Source organism: Neobacillus soli NBRC 102451 (assembly GCF_001591665.1).
GTDB lineage: Bacteria > Bacillota > Bacilli > Bacillales > Cytobacillaceae > Neobacillus > Neobacillus soli.
The window spans coordinates 69,175-88,759 of the sequence record NZ_BCVI01000025.1; the positions used below are offsets into that span (position 1 = coordinate 69,175).

Sequence of the window (19,585 nt, forward strand, 5' to 3'; positions counted from 1 at the left end):
AAAAGCGAAGCTATGGCTTCGCTTTTTTGGCTATTTAACCTCGACTGTTTCTGAAACAACTTTCAACTCATTATTTTCAACAAGTACGGCTAATTTTTTTGTTTCAGGCTTTTCTAAAATAAAATCTGCGATTTTATCTTCAAGCTGTTCCTGGATAATCCTTCGAAGAGGACGTGCCCCAAATGAAGGGTGCCAGCCAAGTGCAGCTAATTTTTCTTTTGCTTCTGTTGTGATGGTTAATTCCATGTTTTGCTCGATTATTGTTTCTTGTAATTCGTTAATCATTAAATCGACAATGGTCAAAATGTTTTCTTTGTCGAGTATGTTAAATTCAATGATACCATCAAAACGATTCAAAAATTCCGGCTTAAAGAAGCTGCCAAGTGAATCGAGAATACTTGCTTCTTCAATCACTTCTGTAGTGCCAAATCCAACATGAACGGTTTTATGGGAAATGCCTGCGTTGCTTGTCATAATAATAACCGTATCCTTAAAGCTAACCATTCTTCCCTGGCTGTCAGTGAGGCGTCCGTCTTCAAGAATTTGCAGGAACATGTGCTGAACATCAGGGTGTGCTTTTTCAATTTCGTCTAATAAAATAATGCTATATGGATTTCTGCGTACTCGTTCGGTAAGCTGTCCTGCCTCATCATGGCCAATATAACCAGGGGGTGAGCCAATTAATTTGGAAACGCTATGTTTTTCCATATATTCGCTCATATCAAGACGAATCATTGCATCTTTTGAGCCAAATAGTTCTTCGGCAAGTGTTTTAGTCAGCTCCGTTTTTCCGACACCGGTAGGGCCCACAAATAAGAAGGAACCAATTGGACGATTCTTTGATTTTAAACCGGCACGGCTGCGTCTAATCGCTTTTGCGACTTTCTTTACAGCTTTTTCTTGACCAATCACCTTTTTATTAAGATTGGTTTCTAAGGCTTTCATTTTATGCTGTTCATCCTGTTGGAGTTTACCTACAGGAATGCCTGTTTTTTGTTCAATGATTTCTTGTATATGGGAAACAGTTACAATAGGCCTTTCGGAGTTAAATTCATTATTTAGTGCTTTTTCAAGTTTTGCCTCCTCATCCCGAAGCTTTGCCGCCTCTTCGTACTGCTCGCTCTTTAGTGCCTCTTCCTTTGCTGCAGAAAGTTCTCGTAAGCGGTTCTCAATTTGTTCATTATTCTTAATAATCAGAGGCTAGATTTAATTTCGAACCTGCTTCATCAAGTAGGTCGATCGCTTTGTCCGGTAAGAATCGGTCTTGAATATAGCGCTGTGATAATTGAACACAAGCAAGGATTGCTTCCTCCGAAAAATTCACTTCATGGTAATCCTCATATTTCTTTTGGATTCCTTTTAAGATTTCAATTGCAGCCTCTCCTGATGGTTCATGAACGTGAACGGGCTGGAAGCGGCGTTCTAATGCGGAATCTTTTTCAATTTGACGGTATTCCTTTAAGGTTGTTGCACCAACAACCTGTAACTCACCGCGTGCGAGGGCTGGTTTTAACATGTTGCCTGCATCCATTGATCCCTCGGCAGAACCTGCACCAACAAGCAGGTGAATTTCATCGATGAAAAGAATAATATTTTTTCGTTCCTGTAATTCGGAAATCAATTGCTTCATCCGTTCCTCAAATTGACCGCGAATACCGGTATTGGCAACGAGGGAAGCAACGTCTAATAAATAAACTTCTTTATTGCGTAACTTGCTTGGGACATCGCTGTCAGCAATTTTCATTGCAAGACCTTCTGCAATAGCCGTTTTCCCAACACCTGGTTCACCGATTAATACCGGATTGTTTTTGTTTCTTCTGTTCAGAATTTCAATCACGCGTTTGATTTCTTCATCACGCCCAATTACTGGATCAATCAGACCAGCCTTTGCCATGGTGCTCAAGTTTCGGCCGAATTGGTCGATAAAGCCTTCTGGTGCGGATTTTCTTCCATCAGTTTGCGCTTGGTGGCGATTGCTATTGTGATCTTGTGGAAAGTTTTTAGCAAGAAATAGATTTTCAAATGGAAAGTTTGAGAACGAATTCAGATTCGGACCAAAGTTTGCTCCTAGAGTTTGTTTTTCGTTTGCATAGCATTCATGGCAGAGTTTTATTTCCTTACGCTGCCCATTAATATTCATATTTAATTGAATGTTTGCTTGTTTTTCATTACATTGTTGACAAAGCATAAGTTAAAAACCTCCTTATTTTTGCAAACATAAATAATGTTTGACTTTGACTATATTTGACCTTATGAATGTAGTATACTCTGACCTTTTTTGACTTTCAAGTTTTTTGTTTATGGTAATACTTTCTAATCAAGAAAAAAGCTCGTCTTTGTTTGCCCCATTCGTCATATATTGATGATAAGGGGGGAGATGATGTGAAACGGAATTGGACAGCAGCCTTTCAAATTGCAGCGGTCTATGTTGGGACTGTTGTAGGGGCAGGGTTCGCCACGGGAAAAGAAATCGTAGAATTTTTTTCGCGATTTGGATTCTTTGGCTTTATTAGTATATTAATGAGCGGATACCTCTTTATTGTTTTAGGTTCAAAGCTAATGAGGATGGCTGCCCATATAGATGCAAAATCATATCAAGAATTTAATGAGTATTTATTTGGGAAATGGCCAAGCCGAATCATCAATATTTTTATGCTTTTTATGCTTCTTGGGGTAAGTGCTGTGATGCTTGCGGGGGCAGGGGCTATTTTTGAGGAACAATTAGGTTTACCTAAGACTGTCGGTGTATTTTTGACGATTTTCCTTTCGTTTATTGTCATGCTAATTGGGACAAAAGGCCTTTTTGCTGTCAATACCTTCGTTGTCCCGTTGATGATTTGTTTTAGTTTAATTTTAATGTATTTTTCTATTCAAATACCGAATTTTTTAGACCAGTTATTATTTATTCCGCATGCTGAGGATGGCTGGAAAAGTGTTGTTGCCCCTTTTTCCTATGCAGCCTTAAATCTGGGTTTAGCCCAAGCAGTGTTGGTACCGATTGCCACAGAGGTTAAAGATGATTGGACAATCAAATGGGGAGGAATCATCGGTGGTGCGGCTTTAACCCTTATTTTAATTGCGGGTCACTCCACGTTAATCATGCTCCCAAACTTAGAACTATATGATATTCCGATGGCAATTATTATGAAGAACTTAGCCCCTTTTTTTTATTGGATTTTTGTTCTTGTTATTTATGGGGAGATCTTCACCTCAGTGATTGGAAATGTCTTTGGGTTGGATCGTCAGTTAAAACAGTATTTTCCCGTGCCTACCATGTTGTCGGTTACTTTCATTTTTGCAGTTTCCTACCTCATTAGTCTTGTGAATTACAGTACGCTGCTCTCTTATTTATATCCCTTATTTGGATATATCTGTATGATATTCTTTATTTTACTATGGATGAAGCCATTTACTCCCAATGAAAGAAAATAGAAAAATGCAGCTGTTCAGGGTGAGCAGCTGCATTTTCTATTAAAAGGGCAATATGATAAAAATCATAATGTCAAAAATGATATGGGAAACAATAACAAGCGGCATACTTTTTTTCAAAAAATAAAGTAAACCCCAGACAAAGCCAGAAATAAATGCGGAAAAAACTAATAAAAAGGAACCTGAATAAATATGGACAGACGCGTACAGCAGCGAAGCGGCAAAGATACCAGCTGTCGGTCGAAAATATTTCAATATTCTTTTTTGAATAAACCCGCGCCAGAAAAGTTCCTCTCCGGGTGCGGCAACCAACACAAGGGCAATGTATTGCCAAAATAACGAAGGAGCATACCATTTATATAGTTTTTTAACACCTTTATCAAATGGCAGGTGAAGCATGCCGATTGCTTGAAAGCCAAGCCAAAAGACAAAATATAATAAAAATCCGGATACCGCTCCTAGAAAGATGTAGTGGATTAATGATGCCTCATCATCAACCTCTCCTTGGAACATTGCGTAGACGATTAAGACCAGCACAGATCCGGTAAAGATATACCAAAATATCGCTTTATCATGGAATGAAAAAAATATAAGCAGATGGGCAATAATCAATCCAAATAGAAGGCGAAGGTCTGGAAAGCGTTTTTTCATTTTGAGCAGGCTCCTTTAGGAATCAATAAAATTTTTCAGAAGGAAATGTTTACCTTATCATTTTCACTCTTTCCTTTGATAAAAAAATAAATTATAGAAAAAATAAAATGGAAAGGAGTGAAACATATGAGCAAATCCAGGAGTGAACAAGAACGGGAATGGACTGTTAGGAAACAAGATCAAAATCCCCATGGTAAAGTGAAATCGTTTAAGCAGCTTACAAAAGAAACAGGAAAAGGCCAATAATAATTCGCTATTGGAAAAAGACCCTCCTAAATAAATCATTTTTTCTAAATTGGACCAAGAATATACCAATTAGCAAAAAAGAAAAGGCAGCCACTATTCGACTGCCTTTTCTAGCATTCTATTAATTAATTGAGCCCTCTTTTACTACTTTATAGTTTTTATGATTTACAACTGTTCGCTGATCTAATTCTAAATCACGGTAATTATCCATATATGTTAGGTCGACTATTACAGAATTTTCATTTACCTTTTCAACAATCCCTTGCAATCCACCACGGAATTCAATGATATTTCCTACTTCTGCTATTTTCAATTAGTCTCTCTCCTTTACCTTAAAAACTATAAATAAATCGATATAAATACCAGTTTGCACTACTTTACCAATTTCGTAAAGGCTTTTATTTGACAATTTGGTTAATTATTGCTGATTCATTCATTCTATTCCGAAAATGCTCCTTAAAGACTAGAAACCGTTTTCAAAAATAAAATATGCAGATTAATGAAATTTGACTGGGGGAAAGGATGGTAATATAAATAAATACAGTAAAGGTGGTGCATTCGTTTGAAGGAAGAGATGATAACTGAAATTTTAAATCGACTAATGTCAGGGGAACTATCAGAGTATTACGTTAAGAAAGATGAATTTATGGAATTTCGTCAGGTTCTAGTAAGAAGGGAAGATTTTAAGCATTTTCGTGGAATTGGCCAACGGGGTGGGGATGTTTTATATCAATACCTAAAAGAGGCAAGAAGCTAATCAATTTCGCTGGGGAACTCAACAGTTACGAGTTCTCTTTTTTTATATACAGGAATGATTTGGAAAGATTCAAAAATTTGATAAAATATAGAAAGACTAAAATAATACATATAGCTTCTAGGGGGATGAGGAAACGGTGTTATCAGAAAAAATTGATAAATTAAAGCGGGAGATTAGTAAGGTAATTGTCGGAAAGGACATGGAAGTGGAATTAATGGCCATCTCATTATTATTTAATGGACATATTTTGCTAGAAAGCGTACCTGGAACTGGAAAAACAATGCTTGCAAAAAGCTTTGCCACTGCCATTGGCGGGAAATTTTCACGAATCCAATTTACACCCGATGTACTTCCAAGTGATGTAACCGGGATACAGTTTTTTAATCCAAAGGTTCAGGAGTTTGAATTGCGGCCGGGACCGATCATGGCGAACATTGTCTTAGCAGATGAAATTAACCGGGCTACACCGAGGACCCAGTCAAGTTTATTAGAGGTAATGGAAGAGAGGCAGGTAACGATTGATGGAATAACCGTATCTTTAGAAGAGCCTTTTATGGTCATTGCGACACAAAATCCAGTTGAATCACAGCAAGGGACCTTTTCACTACCCGTTGCGCAAATGGACCGATTTTTTATTAAAATAGAAGTAGGGTACCCTAGTTACGAGGATGAAATAAGAATTATGCAAATTCACCGCAGGGAGAAAAAGACAAACACGATTACACAAGTATTTTCCATTTCGGAAATTGAACAACTAAAGGCATCCATTGAAAAAATTCACATTTCATCGGATCTAGAAGATTATCTGTTAACGATTGTAAGAAAGACGCGTGACCATAATGGTATTGAACTTGGCGTTAGTCCAAGGGGGACATTAGCGCTGATGAGAGCTTCGCAAGGAAAAGCTTTTCTGAATGACCGGACATATGTTACCCCTGAAGATGTGAAAGCTGTGGCCCCCTATGTTCTGGGACACCGAATTTTTCTCTCTATAGAAGGATCACTAACGAAAACACCAGAAACCATTATCGAAGAAATCCTTAACTCTATACCTGTCCCGGTGGAAGCGGGGGCAAATGGATGAATTGGAACAAATATTCGGTAGATGATCGAAAGATTCCGGGTATTAGTGGCTTAGCAATTCTGCTGATTATTGTAAGCCTATACATTAATTCCAAATTAGTACTGTTCCTTGCCTGCTTTTTCCTTACCATTGTCATTAGTAATCAGTTTTATTTAAAAAAAGCAGGAAATCAGCTTTATTTTGAAAATGTGAATGAAAAAAGCCGCCTTTTTGTTGATGATAAAGGAAAATGGACACTTATTTTTCGTAACGAAGGTTATCCGATTTTAAAAGGGGAGCTAAAAGTTTACTATGACCACTTTGTTGGTCCAGAGGGTGAGAAACCATCATCAAGTCTTTCCTTGCTGAATGAGATTGCAATTCCATTTTCAATTTACAGTAAGCAAACAAAACAAATTATTATTCCTTTTTCAGCAAAAATGAGAGGGATTTCCAAAATACGCAAGCTCGAATATCATGTCCCCAGCCTTTTAGGTTTTGGAGAAACTGTCTTAGAATCTAGGTATTACCTAAAGCAGCAAGCTGTTGTCTATCCCCAGCCCATTCCTGTAAAAGGATTAAAGGAACAGATTTCAATTCTTCAAGGGGAAAATGCTGTCCCTTTTTCGGTATATGAAGACCGGCTTGGACCATTAGGAACAAGAGACTATGTTCCGTCTGATAGTTTCAACCGAATAAATTGGAAGGCCAGCGCTAGAAAACAAGCATTGCAAACGAAAATTTATGAAAAAATTTCTGAAAAGGGCTTAAATATTGCACTAAATGTCTCTGATGGTCATTCGATCACAAGCGGTCTTGAAAAGATGATTAGTTGTATTACAGAGATTGCATATTACGCATTTAATAAGCAAATCCCTTATTCATTATGCATTAACGTGCGAACAGCAGGTAGTACTCCCTTTCTATATTTGCCAAAAGGGGAAGGGAAAGAGCATTTGCAAAAGGTATTGGAAACACTTGCTTCGATAAGTACGCAAAATACGAGTGTACCTTATGATCTTATGCTTTCATTCTTTAATCGGCACATAGCGGCCCAGCCCTTTTTCATCCATGCCGGGATTAGGACGGGAGACACCAATCACATGCTTCAAAACGTGTCCAAGAAAGGTGCCAGATTGTTAGATCTAAAAATTGATCAGGGTCATGGTTTATTATGTGTATTGGAGTTTCCACAGGAAAGAAGGGTACTGTCATGATTAATCGTCTTGTGGCTGTTACCTTTCATTTTATATTGGAATTGATTGTCGGTATTCTTTTTCTATTTTTATTCTATATTAGTAAAAAGGAGCTTCCTCCCGTGTTCTTAGTGGTTGCCTTGTGTATCGGCAGTATTGTTCTTTTTACCATTCTGCTTGCAAAATTTCGCGATAAAGGGAAAGTGCTTTATTTTGTAACAGTTTTACCGTTGCTTCTTGCAGTTTGTCACCAAGCTGGGTTGCCGCTTTTTTTTGGTGCGGCCCTAGGTATGTTTGTCTTGTGGCGGGGAATCTCCTTGTATGATGATTCTTTAGATCATTCTGAATCGATTTTGCTGCTATTAGCCTTTATAATCGGTGTGGTCGCCATTGTCTATTCAGCGATGATTCACTATCCCTTTCAAAGAGAAATTATCTATCTTCTAATTTCTCAACTATTATTAGTGCTCTTTGGAAATTTTTTTAGTAAGTGGAATTCAATTCAAGTAGATAAATCAAGGTTCGCCTTTTACTTTATTAAAATTTTTGCTTGTCTTGCTGCCATTGGCCTAGTAAGTACATTATTACTGAAGTATATTCAATTTTCTTTCTTTTCTATCTTGCAATTGTTTGCACTGTTGTTTACAAAAGCCACGGAACCTCTTCTTAATTTCCTTCAATATCTTCTTAATAAGTCGCAGAATGAGGGGAAGAAATCAAACCTGCAAGGAAGTAATGGGCTGGGCGAAGCGGAGAAATACCAGGATCAATCATATGGAATGACAGAAAATATCTTATATATTCTCCTCCTCCTGGGTGCAGTAGGCTTTATTATTTACCTGTTTTATAAAAAGAAATTTAACTCGCAACCATTAGCGGCGAATTCATCTTCTTTGGTGGAAATTTCCAAGGGTGGTTTTGGACCCAATCAATTTTCAAATTTGCCAAGGAGAGGAAAACCCCCGGAAGATTTAATCAGAAGAGAAATATTTAATTTAGAAAGGTTTGCTCATAAATTAAAATTAGGCCGTTTCCCTTTTGAAACACTTGAAGAATGGTGGCAACGGCTTGGAATAAAGGCCACCCCCGAATCAAATGAAATCTATGAAAAGGTTCGATATGGAGGCATTATCTCCTCAAATCTGGAACAAATTCATCTTAAAACGGAAATTCATCACATAAAGAAGCAATTAAAAGAAATTTATAAGGGGAGAAAAATTTAAAAATTACTTTGAGCGTTATTGAGCGACTTTGACAGTTTTGTGAACGATGTCTGATTTTGAGGTTATTAGTTGTATGAAAATGATGAAAATGCTATTCTAGCAAATGTATAAATAACAACCTCATTAGCTTAAAAAGCAATGCATGTTTGTTTTCCTTTTGGAAAAAATAAGCGAAAAAGGATTGATTTTTGATTCCATAGTTAAAGATTGATTTAGTTGACTAAATCCCATGAAATGTTTATTTTTAATGAAGCAGGCATAATTTTTTATTTAAATATTAAAGGAGTTTGATTAGGCATGGCAGAAAAGCAATTTAAGGTTATCGATGAAACGGGTATTCACGCAAGACCAGCAACATTATTAGTACAAACAGCAAGCCGATTTGATTCTGAGATTAACTTAGAATATAAGAGTAAAAAAGTTAATTTAAAATCAATTATGGGTGTAATGTCCTTAGGTATTGGCCAAGGGGCTGAGATTAAGATTTCTGCTGAAGGTAACGATGCAAATGATGCATTAAATGCATTAGAAGAAACATTGAAAAAAGAAGGTTTGGCTGAATAATGACATTTTTACATGGAATCGCTGCATCGAACGGGATTGCAATTGCAAAAGCATACCGTCTCGTTGAGCCAGATTTATCTTTTGAAAAGATGACAATTGAAGATGCTGCTGCAGAAGTGGATCGTTTCCGAAATGCTATGAAAAAGTCAAAATCAGAACTTGGAGCCATTCGTGACCGGGCAAAGGTAGATCTTGGAGCAGATAAAGCAGCGATTTTTGAAGCACATCTCCTTGTCCTAACTGACCCAGAATTAAATGGACCTATTGAAGATAAAATTCAGTCTGAAAAAATGAATGCAGAGTCTGCACTAAAAGAAACTGCTGACATGTTTATTATGATGTTTGAGCAAATGGATAATGATTATATGAAAGAACGTGCTGCCGATATTCGCGATGTAACGAAGCGTGTGCTAGCTCACTTGTTAGGTGTTCAATTAGTTAACCCAAGCATGATCGCTGAAGAAGTAATCATTGTGGCTGAGGATTTAACTCCGTCCGATACAGCACAATTAAACCGTCAATTTGTAAAAGGCTTTACCACAAATATTGGTGGACGTACTTCCCACTCAGCAATTATGGCTCGTTCGATGGAAATTCCGGCAGTAGTTGGTACAAAGACGGCAACAGAGGCTATTAACAATGGTGATTTAGTTGTTGTTGATGGGCTTAAAGGAGAAGTACATATTAACCCAACTCCTGAACAAGTTGAACAATATCGTAAAGTTCACGAAGATTATGAAGCTCAAAAAGCAGAATGGGCAAAATTGGTCAATGAAGCTACGATTTCCGCTGATAACCATCACGTTGAATTAGCCGCTAATATTGGCACTCCTAAGGATTTAAAAGGAGTGATTGAAAATGGCGGCGAGGGTGTAGGTCTGTATAGAACAGAGTTCCTTTATATGGGCAGAGATCAGCTGCCAACAGAAGAAGAACAGTTTGAATCCTACAAGGCTGTATTAGAAGGAATGACTGGAAAACCGGTTGTTGTGCGTACATTGGATATTGGCGGGGATAAAGAGCTGCCATACTTAGATTTACCAAAGGAAATGAATCCATTCTTAGGCTTCCGGGCGATTCGTTTATGTTTAGAAGAACAGGACATCTTCCGTACCCAGCTGCGCGCACTTTTACGGGCAAGCAGCTATGGGAATTTAAAAATTATGTTTCCAATGATTGCAACTTTAGATGAATTCCGTGCCGCAAAAGCGATTCTAGAGGAAGAAAAACAGAAGCTTCAAACTGAAGGTCAAAAAGTGGCTGACAAAATTGAACTGGGGATTATGGTGGAGATTCCTTCTACCGCAGTTTTGGCTGACCAATTTGCCAAAGAAGTTGACTTCTTTAGTATCGGTACAAATGATTTGATTCAATATACGATGGCTGCCGACCGCATGAACCAACGTGTATCTTATTTGTATCAGCCGTATAATCCGTCCATTTTAAGATTAGTTAAAATGGTCATCGATGCAGCCCATGCGGAAGGTAAGTGGGCCGGGATGTGCGGTGAAATGGCAGGTGACGAAACAGCGGTTCCAATCCTGCTGGGTCTTGGTCTTGATGAATTCTCGATGAGTGCGACTTCCATATTAAGAGCTCGCTCACTCATTAAGAATTTGAAAAAATCCGATATGGAGATGCTTGCACAAAAAGCATTAAATATGCAAACGACCACCCAGGTGGTCGATGCAGTGAATTCGGCAATAACTCGAAATTAATAATATATATAAAAATTGGCCGACAGGGATGTCGGTCAATTTTTTTCTGGACATATCCCAAGTATTTCCTCTAGTAATCCTGTATACTAAAAGTAGATGCAAAAAAGGAGGCGTGCCAAGATATGGAATTGAATTTACATGGTAAAACCGCTCTTGTGGCTGCATCAAGCCAGGGATTAGGGTTTGCAATCGCTGAACGACTTGTGAGGGAAGGCGCTAATGTTATGATTTCCGGCCGGGAAGTGGAGAAGCTAAAACAAAAAGCTTGTTACCTTGAATCAATCGGTTTAGGAAAAGCAGCCTATCAAAAAACGGATATTACTAATGCAGAGGACATTAAACGGCTTGTAAATCTGACGGTGGAAACATTTGGCGGAATCGACATGCTTGTCAATAACGCAGGCGGTCCTCCAGCGGGTTCGTTTGAAGAGTTGACGGATGAAGAGTGGCAGGACTCATTTGAACTGAATTTATTGTCTTACGTACGAATGACCCGCGCTGCATTGCCCTATTTAAAACACGAGGGTGGGAAGATTCTAAATATCGCCTCCTCTTCAATAAAAGAACCCATTCCAGGTTTGGTTCTTTCAAATACATTCCGAACCGGTATAGTCGGACTTTCAAAAACGCTGGCCACTGAGCTGGCCCCATATAATATCCTAATAAATACGATTGCACCTGGACGTATAGCTACTGACCGTGTAAAGCATTTAGACCAAGTGAATGCGGACAGGCAGGGCATAGACAGGGAGGAAATCGAATTACAAGTTAAAGCCGGTATACCGCTAAAAAGGTACGGAACTCCGGAGGAATTTGCGAACTTTGCGGTTTTTCTTCTTTCAGCTGCCAATTCTTATATGACGGGCAGTTCATTTCTCGTAGACGGTGGTATGATAAAAGCCATATAAGTTTACGAATTTCATTTTCCTCGATGGTCGTTTCTTAACGTTTATTACCTATGTTTTTTGGCTATGGTAAAAATATGAGGGAGTGTTATAAATGGGAAGAAATATTCGAATCATGATTGTTTTGGTCTTTGGGTTTTTTTGTTCTTCTTTTTTAACTGGATGCGGTCTTTTGTTTTCAAATGAGTTAATTGTTAACCACTATGCGGACGCCCTGCTAACAAAAAATAATGAACTCCAATTTCGCTTTCGGATTAATAGTGAAATTTTAGAAGGACATCAACTATATAAAGTGAAAGTCACCATCCATGATGATAAGTTAGCCGCTGCAATTGGTAAACGGGAAATTGTGTATGGAGAAGAACAAGTACTAAACGGTGAATATTTAGAGGTAAAAGGAAAAAGCGAAAAATTTATTTTTATGGAACCCATCCCCTTAATAAAAGATTTACATATTCAAGAGCTTAAGAACATGATTGAGAGGGACCAGGCAGTTTCGATTGAGGTATTTAACAACAAGGAAGTATTTGGCCGTGTATATTTAACAAACTTTTCTTCAGAGTTATAAAACGTGTTTAACTTTTACAGTTATAGGACAACATTTAAATGTGCATAAATTTGGAGATGGAGCACAAGGACCGGAACGCAGGAGACGTTCCGGTTTTTTTTGTGCAAAAAGCTCCTAAAAACAAAATTTGAATGCTAAAATTAAAGGAAATAAAAAGGGAAGGAAAGATGATTTTGCTTACTCATGAAAAAACGGTAATTGGTTTTATAGGGACTGGTGTAATGGGAAAAAGTATGGCAGAGCATTTATTAAATGCCGGCTACACAATAGTTGTTTATTCCAGAACAAAGGAAAAGGCAGCAGATTTATTAAGGAAGGGGGCTGAGTGGGCAGATACACCGAGAGAAGTAGCAGAAAGGGCAACGGTTAGTTTCACTATGGTCGGCTATCCAACGGATGTAGAGGAAGTGTATTTTGGTGAAAATGGGTTAATTCAAAACGGTAGGGAAGGAAGTTATCTTATTGATATGACCACTTCTGCACCATCCCTTGCTGTGAAAATATACGAACAGGCGAAAAAAAGAGGGATTCAAGCAATCGATGCTCCGGTTTCAGGGGGAGACGTAGGGGCAAAAGAAGCCAAGCTTTCAATTATGGTTGGTGGTGAACAGAAAGCATATGAAGAGATTCGCCCAATATTAGAGCAGCTTGGAACCAACATTGTTTACCAAGGTAAACCGGGAGCAGGTCAACATACAAAAATGTGTAATCAGATTGCGATTGCCTCTAATATGATTGGTGTTTGTGAGGCTATTATTTACGCCGAAAAGGCGGGGCTTGATCCTGAAATTGTTCTAAAAAGTATTACTACGGGAGCGGCTGGCAGCTGGTCATTAAGCAATCTTGCACCAAGAATGTTAAACGGGAATTTTGAACCTGGTTTTTACATTAAGCATTTTATTAAGGATATGAAAATTGCTTTAGACGAGGCAGAGCGAATGGGAATGGATGCACCAGGTTTGGCGCTAGCGAAATCTTTATACATACAACTAGCTGAAAAAGGCGAGGAAAATAGTGGCACACAAGCCCTTTATAAATATTGGAAAAGCTAAATAGACAATGAATAAATTCTTCCTATTTTCAAGAAACTATGATTAATTCTTGTGAACAGGAGGAATATTTGATGGCCAAACGAACGAAAAAGAACGGAGCTAAACAAAAAAACAAACAGGGATTTGATTCTGCCAAGGTAAATGAAGAATTTGCCCAAGAGATGGGTTCAGCTGCTGCAAATCAAGCTCATAAAGAAAAGGCTAAAAAGGAAAAGGCACCAAAGAATGATGGAAAATATAAAGGTCAATAAAACAAATACCCTCACTTAAATGTGAGGGTATTTTTTGAAATTATTCCCATATCCTTAAATATTGTTCCATCCGATTGAGGCCTATTTCAAGCGTTTCCATCGAACATGCAAAGGATAAACGGAAGTATCCTTCTCCATACTCAGAAAAGGCACTGCCCGGAACAACAGCTACCTTTGTTTCATGAACAAGGTTAAGGGCAAAGTCCAAGCTGTTTAATGGTATGGTGTCTGGAATTTTGACAAAGAAATAAAATGCACCATCCGGCATGATCACATCAAATCCCATTGCGTCTAAACGAGTAAAAACGTAGTCTCTTCTCGCTAAATATTCCCTTTTCATGGCAAGGGCGTCATCAATTCCTACAGTTAACGCCTCTAGGGCCGCTTTTTGTGCAATCGAATTTGCACAGGAAACATTATATTGGTGGACTTTTAGAATATGCTTAGTAATGCTTTCTGGGGCAAATAAAAAGCCAATCCTCCAGCCAGTCATCGAATGGGATTTGGATAACCCGTTAATCACAATGGTCTTTTCCTTAAGAAAGCTAGCGATTGATTTATGTTCTTGAACATAGGTGAGTTCGCTGTAAATTTCATCAGCTAGGATAAATATTTGCTTATCTTCTAGATAGCTGGCAATTTCTTTTAACTCCGATTCCGTTAGGCTTACACCGGTCGGATTTGATGGGTAAGGTAGTACAATGCAACGGGTTTTTTCTGTGATAAATGGTTTAATCATTTCCAAAGTAAAACGGAATTTGTTTTTTCTAATATCGACTTTGATGGGGACAGCCCCCATCATCCGTATAATTGGTTCATAACCAGGGTAAACGGGTCCAGGTAAAATAACCTCCGTTCCTTCAGTTAGGATTGTCCGAAAGGCAATATCTATAGCCTCACTAGCCCCTACCGTCACAATCATTTCTGTTTCCGGATTATAGGTCAAGCCATATTTCTTTTCAACAAAATCACAAGCCGCTTTCCTTAATTCAATTGTACCGGCATTGTGCGTATAAGAGGTGAAATCCTTCTTAATCGCATCAATACCTGCTGTTTTCACATGCTCTGGGGTAGGGAAATCCGGCTGTCCAATCGTAAACGAAATCAGGTCATCTATATGAGAAACCATATTGAAAAACTTTCTGATTCCAGAGATTTCAATATTTTTTACGTTTTGATTAATTAAATGCTCCAATAAAAGTTCATCCTTCCACTTTATGAGTAATCTGACGGTTAGAATATAATGATTATAGACTATTTCTACTCTAAGGTTCTACTATGGAGGATAAATTCAATGATATAAATAAAGTAAAAAACGGTTCTGAGTTTTTCTCAGACCGTTTTTTGGGGGGAATGGAGTATATATCAAATTAAAGAGTATTATTAATAACCATAATCCCAGTCAACTTCATCCTCATGCCAGTAAACAGGAGACACTGGACCAAAATCAACCACTTTTTTATCAAGTTTGCAGCTGCAATGCTCGGAGCCGCATTGATCATTAATTTCTTTGTATAGGGCATGTTCAATATCTTCAATAAACGTAACATTCTGTTCCTGAAAAAGAATCGCTGTTCCTCTCATAGCTTAAGCACCTCTTTTATAGTTTCATACATTTGATTATTCTGTACTGCTTATGACTGTATTGTAAGTCTGATTCTTAAAAGAGTCTATCCGTTTGTGATGATGTTCACAAAAATATCAAGAAGATGTTGCGAAAATATGGCATAGTCTAAAAAACTTTTATGAATTAGAGTAGAGGATTTTGTTTGATGATACAATTGGATCAATTTTTGTTGCCAGCATAAACGAGAGTGTTGCCTACTTTGCTGGAATGCATGCATCAAAATATTAGCCCAAAAAAGCCAGGAATTAATCCTGGCCTTTTTGGGCAATTTTTTACGAGTATCGCTCGCCTAATTTTTTGAAAACAGGTTTTTGATAGGCACGTTGGTTTTTTCTTGGATTCAGTGGTGGCTGCTCACCGTCGGAGATCCCGGTATATAATTGTAATAATCCCTTTGCAGAATTAAGTGAAAGCACTGCCTTTGGATTTCTTACAAGTCCATCCAATTTGCCCAGATGTGGAAGCTCAAGAAAATCTGCTTTTGTAGGAGGAATATGGAAGGTGTATCTTCCACATTCAACTAATACATCGGATTGTTGACGGCTATTTCTTGGATTTTCAGAAAAATGGAGGCCCACTTTTTTTGCTTTGCCCTCTTCAATCAATTTTTTTAATGATTCTTGTTTCAATTTGTACAATAATTTGGGATTTGTTGCTGTTTTTGCATGACGATTCACGATAAAGATAGCTTGTGCGAGGTTATCGATGGTTAGATTAACATTGGTTAGAGGATATTTCTGATTTTGACTCAACATCTGTTCTCCTTTCAGTCTTTTAAAACAATTATATTATACCTTTTTTTTATAAAAATAGGAATACTGAGGACCATCTTTTTGAGCAATGTGAAAAGTAATTATTACAATTCCTTTATAAAAAAGAAGGGTTAGGATGTATTCCTAATCAAATACTATGAAAGAATAATAAAAAACTTAGTTAAATAATCATTATTTTCAATAAATTACTTCCTTTCAGTTAATTTCATTGTAAAATAGAAATATAAGAATGTAAAAACATTATTGTGAAAAAAGAATTTTTTTCTTAATTTGAAGGATGATTTAATGGATCATTTAAATAGTTTAACCAAAGAATTAGAATCGGGCAAACCCAGTGCGAAAATACAAAAAATCATTTTTGATATCATTTTTCAGCATGTTCAAGATATGGCTTTTGTAATGAAGGTGGAAAAGGGACCTCATTTTCGCTATTTATTTGTCAATGAGTCAGGAATGTGGAAAGCGAACCTTACAATCGATGCCATCGGAAAAACTCTTCTAGAAGCCCTGCCTGATGGATTTGCTAATAATCTTCAGAATGAATATGAAGAATTGTTAAAAAGAAGAAAGATTGTTATGTTTGAAGATCAATTCTATTTTGACGATGGAAAGATAATCTATGGAGAAACGATATTAACTCCCGTTTTTAATGAGAATAATATGATTAGCTATGTCGTTGCAGTTACTAGAGATATAACGGAATGGTCGATTGAAAAAAATAGGATTATTGAAAGTGAGCAAAGATATCGCTCGATTATCAACAATAACCTAGATGCAATTTTTACGATTAGCCCAGAGGGCAAAATCTTGGAAGCGAATCCTGCTTCGTCACTGTTAACAGGATATTCAGAAAAGCAAATATCCAATAGGTCCATCTATGATTTAATCAATGATCATGACTTAGAAAAATTTAAAGCATTATTGGAAAAAACTTATTCTGGTTATGCCCTTGAATCTTTAGATTGTAAAATTATCCATCGTAAAGGGCATCGATTAATTGTCCATATAAAAACAGTCCCAATTGTTATCTATGAAGAAATAAAAGGCGTTTATGTTATTTTTAAGGATTTATCAGAGCAGGCAAAAAATATGGAAATGATTAAGTTTATGGCTTTTCATGATCAATTGACGGGCTTATTAAACAGACGGGCAATGCTTGAGCATCTAAATGTACATATCTATTCACTTTCAAAGAAAATACAAGAATTTGCGTTAATCTCAATTGATTTAGACCGGTTTAAATATTTGAATGATACACTTGGACATTTAGCGGGGGACGAAATATTAAAAAGAGTTGCTGAGCGTCTATTACAGTTTCAAAATGAAAAATGCTAAATCTATCGAACTGGTGGGGATGAGTTCACTATTTTACTTCATAATACTAACCGGCAGGCCACTGCTCCTTTTGTGAGAAAGGTATTTTCTGCCTTCTCACAATCCTTTTATTTTAATTCACAGGAGTATTATATTTCACCAAGTGTTGGCATAAGCATGTACCCAATGGACGGGAAAGATGCTGAAATGCTCATCAAGAATGCGGATGAAGCACTTTTTCGGGTAAAGGAAAGAGGGAAAGCCCATTATCAATTTTATCGGACCGACATGAATTCTGTTTTTACTAATGTTGTAACGTTGGAAACACACCTAAGAAAGGCCATAGAACAAGATGAACTTTCTTTATTTTACCAACCGCAAATTGACGTTGCCACTGGCAAAGCGAAAAGCTTTGAGGCATTGCTTCGCTGGGATGATACAGAATTCGGTGAAATTTCACCGAGCGTGTTTATTCCCTTGGCAGAGGATACAGGGTTAATTATTTCAATAGGGTATTGGGTAATTGAAACAGCTTGTCGACAAATCAGTGCTTGGAATGATATGGGATTCAACGATATTCGTGTGGCAATTAACATTTCACCTAAGCAATTTCAACATCCAAACCTAGTTCCCTTCATTCAGTCGATGATTGAAAAATATCAGATACGGGCGTCTTCTTTAGGTATTGAAATTACAGAAGGGGCCATGCATGATATGAAAGAAACCATTCCAATTCTAAAGAAAGTGAAAGAGCTGGGTATCTCTATCTCAGTCGACGATTTTGGGACAGGATACTCGTCTTTAAGTTATTTAAAACAGTTTCCTATTGATGTCTTAAAAATTGACCAGTCCTTTATCAGGGATATTCTTAAGGAAGAAAAGGATGCTGCGATTACCTCAGCGATTATACACTTGGGAAAAAGTCTTGGACTCGAAGTAGTTGCCGAGGGAGTAGAAAATAAGCAGCAAGTTGAATTTCTTGCAAATGCAAATTGTCATAAAATTCAAGGCTATTACTTTTCAAAACCCATTTCTTCCTCTGAACTTGAAAAGCAATTCTTAGTGAAAAATACTGCTTGGGGCAAACCCCGCTACTAAAGAAAATCCTTATCAGCAGATAAGGATTTTCTTTAGTATGTCAGCTCTCTGACTTTAAAGTAAAGACAGTTAACTCAGGTTTTGCCATAAACCGAAAGGGGAGTCTAGTTGTACCAATTCCTCTGTTTACATAAAGTGATAATGGCTTTTCTGCACCGATTGTATATAATCCTTCGGGATAAATTTCGGCAAATGGGGGTTTAACAAGTGCCCCTATGAATGGTATTTTAACCTGTCCACCGTGGCTATGTCCGCTGAGTTGCCAATGGATTGGAAAGTGTGAAGCCGCATCAGCAAGATCGGGTGCATGTGATAATAAAATAGAAAACTTATTATTCGGCACTTTTTTCAAAGCTAATGGCAAATCGGGTTTCCCCAACATGGCATCATCAATTCCGAGTAGATAAATGCTGCCGCCATTCTTTACTTTAATCGGTGTTGACTCATTCAACAAGACGGTAAAATTAGTTGTTTCCATGATATTCCTGTAAATTTCAGATCCATAGCCGCCATGGTCATGGTTACCAAAGACGCAAAACTTCCCAAGTGGAGCCTGTAATTCTGTTAAAATGGCTGCCAGTTTATTAAGTTCCATATATTTATTCGGCTCGTCCATCAAGTCGCCAGTGAAAAAAATGAGTTCTGGCTTTATCTCATTGATTGTATCAACTAACTTTTTAAATTGGTTAAGAGTGTATTGAAAACCAAGGTGGGTATCACTAAATTGCACAATTTTGAGTCCATCAAAGCTTCTAGGAATTAATGAATGTTTGATTTGCTGCTGTTTGATTTCAAGCAGTGAGGGCTCAATTCGATTGGCATAAAGGAGGCCCCCCGAACTCAAACCCAGAACAGTAAGAAATGAACCAATTGAACGTTTCAGAAATGATCTCCTCGTCTGTTTTTTAGCCATTTTTTCTACCAGCCTATTTGTTATTTACCTTCTCTTAATAGAAGAGTCCTTTTGTATTTTCTTTAAAAATAGCTTATTTTGCAAGTGAAAAGGTTATTTGTAAGTTATTATTCATAAAAATGAAAAACATTCTTAAAAAAAAGCAGCCTAGGCTGCTTTTTTACTGTATAGCGAAATTATAAAATAATTTAGTGTGGATAACTTTGAATTAGTTATCTGAATCCAGCTCCAGCGCCC

General features: G+C 37.4%; 18 protein-coding genes and 2 pseudogenes. 13 read left to right on the forward strand and 7 right to left on the reverse strand.

Annotated features, from left to right (window positions below; translation table 11 throughout):
* Nucleotides 1-30 precede the first annotated feature (30 nt).
* Nucleotides 31-2,188, reverse strand: a pseudogene (locus BSO02S_RS10010) (ATP-dependent Clp protease ATP-binding subunit).
* A gap of 194 nt (nucleotides 2,189-2,382) precedes the next feature.
* On the opposite strand from BSO02S_RS10010, the gene BSO02S_RS10015 reads away from it, so the two are divergent.
* Nucleotides 2,383-3,432, forward strand: a complete 1,050-nt coding sequence (locus tag BSO02S_RS10015; protein ID WP_066066226.1) for a YkvI family membrane protein — start codon at nucleotides 2,383-2,385, stop codon at nucleotides 3,430-3,432.
* A gap of 39 nt (nucleotides 3,433-3,471) precedes the next feature.
* Here the strand turns inward: BSO02S_RS10015 and BSO02S_RS10020 are convergent, their stop codons facing one another.
* On the reverse strand, nucleotides 3,472-4,080 hold the full coding sequence (locus BSO02S_RS10020; RefSeq protein WP_066066229.1) for a CPBP family intramembrane glutamic endopeptidase: 609 nt from the start codon (nucleotides 4,078-4,080) through the stop codon (nucleotides 3,472-3,474).
* A 126-nt stretch (nucleotides 4,081-4,206) separates the two neighbouring features.
* Here BSO02S_RS10020 and BSO02S_RS27935 point away from each other — a divergent pair, with 126 nt between their 5' ends.
* Nucleotides 4,207-4,326: a DUF6254 family protein gene (locus BSO02S_RS27935; protein ID WP_235846898.1), complete on the forward strand. Its 120-nt coding sequence runs from the start codon at nucleotides 4,207-4,209 to the stop codon at nucleotides 4,324-4,326.
* A gap of 121 nt (nucleotides 4,327-4,447) precedes the next feature.
* On the opposite strand, the gene BSO02S_RS10025 is transcribed toward BSO02S_RS27935, so the two are convergent.
* Nucleotides 4,448-4,639, reverse strand: a complete 192-nt coding sequence (locus BSO02S_RS10025) for a YkvS family protein (RefSeq protein ID WP_066066232.1) — start codon at nucleotides 4,637-4,639, stop codon at nucleotides 4,448-4,450.
* Between the two features lie 249 nt (nucleotides 4,640-4,888).
* Here BSO02S_RS10025 and ykzS point away from each other — a divergent pair, with 249 nt between their 5' ends.
* The 10 genes from ykzS to BSO02S_RS10075 all read left to right on the forward strand — a co-directional run bounded on the left by ykzS (nucleotide 4,889) and on the right by BSO02S_RS10075 (nucleotide 13,623).
* Nucleotides 4,889-5,083 (forward strand): protein YkzS, encoded by a 195-nt coding sequence (ykzS, locus tag BSO02S_RS10030; protein WP_096190884.1) that lies wholly within the window; start codon nucleotides 4,889-4,891, stop codon nucleotides 5,081-5,083.
* A 199-nt stretch (nucleotides 5,084-5,282) separates the two neighbouring features.
* The gene (locus BSO02S_RS10035; RefSeq protein WP_066066272.1) at nucleotides 5,283-6,167 is read left to right on the forward strand and encodes an AAA family ATPase; all 885 of its coding nucleotides are present in this window, start codon (nucleotides 5,283-5,285) and stop codon (nucleotides 6,165-6,167) included.
* Entirely contained in the window at nucleotides 6,164-7,363 is a 1,200-nt protein-coding gene (locus tag BSO02S_RS10040) for a DUF58 domain-containing protein (protein WP_066066236.1), read from the forward strand. Before BSO02S_RS10035 ends, BSO02S_RS10040 begins: the two co-directional genes overlap by 4 nt.
* Nucleotides 7,360-8,565 carry a hypothetical protein gene (locus tag BSO02S_RS10045; protein ID WP_066066238.1) on the forward strand — a complete coding sequence of 402 codons (1,206 nt, stop codon included), beginning with the start codon at nucleotides 7,360-7,362 and terminating at the stop codon, nucleotides 8,563-8,565. The genes BSO02S_RS10040 and BSO02S_RS10045 overlap by 4 nt, the downstream gene beginning before the upstream one ends.
* A gap of 297 nt (nucleotides 8,566-8,862) precedes the next feature.
* On the forward strand, nucleotides 8,863-9,129 hold the full coding sequence (locus BSO02S_RS10050) for a phosphocarrier protein HPr (protein ID WP_066066241.1): 267 nt from the start codon (nucleotides 8,863-8,865) through the stop codon (nucleotides 9,127-9,129).
* Entirely contained in the window at nucleotides 9,129-10,847 is a 1,719-nt protein-coding gene (ptsP, locus tag BSO02S_RS10055) for a phosphoenolpyruvate--protein phosphotransferase (protein ID WP_066066243.1), read from the forward strand. The genes BSO02S_RS10050 and ptsP overlap by 1 nt, the downstream gene beginning before the upstream one ends.
* A 122-nt stretch (nucleotides 10,848-10,969) precedes the next feature.
* Nucleotides 10,970-11,755 carry an SDR family oxidoreductase gene (locus tag BSO02S_RS10060; RefSeq protein WP_066066246.1) on the forward strand — a complete coding sequence of 262 codons (786 nt, stop codon included), beginning with the start codon at nucleotides 10,970-10,972 and terminating at the stop codon, nucleotides 11,753-11,755.
* A gap of 91 nt (nucleotides 11,756-11,846) precedes the next feature.
* Nucleotides 11,847-12,320: a hypothetical protein gene (locus tag BSO02S_RS10065; protein ID WP_066066249.1), complete on the forward strand. Its 474-nt coding sequence runs from the start codon at nucleotides 11,847-11,849 to the stop codon at nucleotides 12,318-12,320.
* Between the two features lie 167 nt (nucleotides 12,321-12,487).
* Entirely contained in the window at nucleotides 12,488-13,372 is an 885-nt protein-coding gene (locus BSO02S_RS10070; RefSeq protein WP_439951379.1) for an NAD(P)-dependent oxidoreductase, read from the forward strand.
* Nucleotides 13,373-13,443: 71 nt separating this feature from the next.
* Nucleotides 13,444-13,623: a hypothetical protein gene (locus BSO02S_RS10075; protein ID WP_066066252.1), complete on the forward strand. Its 180-nt coding sequence runs from the start codon at nucleotides 13,444-13,446 to the stop codon at nucleotides 13,621-13,623.
* A gap of 40 nt (nucleotides 13,624-13,663) precedes the next feature.
* On the opposite strand, the gene BSO02S_RS10080 is transcribed toward BSO02S_RS10075, so the two are convergent.
* The 3 genes from BSO02S_RS10080 to BSO02S_RS10090 form a co-directional block, all read right to left on the reverse strand.
* Complete coding sequence (locus tag BSO02S_RS10080) at nucleotides 13,664-14,818, reverse strand: aminotransferase A (RefSeq protein WP_066066255.1); 1,155 nt, start codon at nucleotides 14,816-14,818, stop codon at nucleotides 13,664-13,666.
* A gap of 188 nt (nucleotides 14,819-15,006) precedes the next feature.
* On the reverse strand, nucleotides 15,007-15,207 hold the full coding sequence (locus tag BSO02S_RS10085; RefSeq protein WP_066066258.1) for a protein YkzT: 201 nt from the start codon (nucleotides 15,205-15,207) through the stop codon (nucleotides 15,007-15,009).
* Nucleotides 15,208-15,522: 315 nt separating this feature from the next.
* Nucleotides 15,523-16,005, reverse strand: coding sequence for a YkyB family protein (locus BSO02S_RS10090; protein WP_066066261.1), 483 nt, complete (start codon nucleotides 16,003-16,005; stop codon nucleotides 15,523-15,525).
* A gap of 405 nt (nucleotides 16,006-16,410) precedes the next feature.
* Between BSO02S_RS10090 and BSO02S_RS28460 the strand changes: the two are divergent.
* Nucleotides 16,411-18,435, forward strand: a pseudogene (locus BSO02S_RS28460) (putative bifunctional diguanylate cyclase/phosphodiesterase).
* A gap of 40 nt (nucleotides 18,436-18,475) precedes the next feature.
* Here the strand turns inward: BSO02S_RS28460 and BSO02S_RS10100 are convergent.
* Nucleotides 18,476-19,348, reverse strand: coding sequence for a metallophosphoesterase (locus tag BSO02S_RS10100; RefSeq protein ID WP_066066264.1), 873 nt, complete (start codon nucleotides 19,346-19,348; stop codon nucleotides 18,476-18,478).
* Nucleotides 19,349-19,585 lie beyond the last annotated feature (237 nt).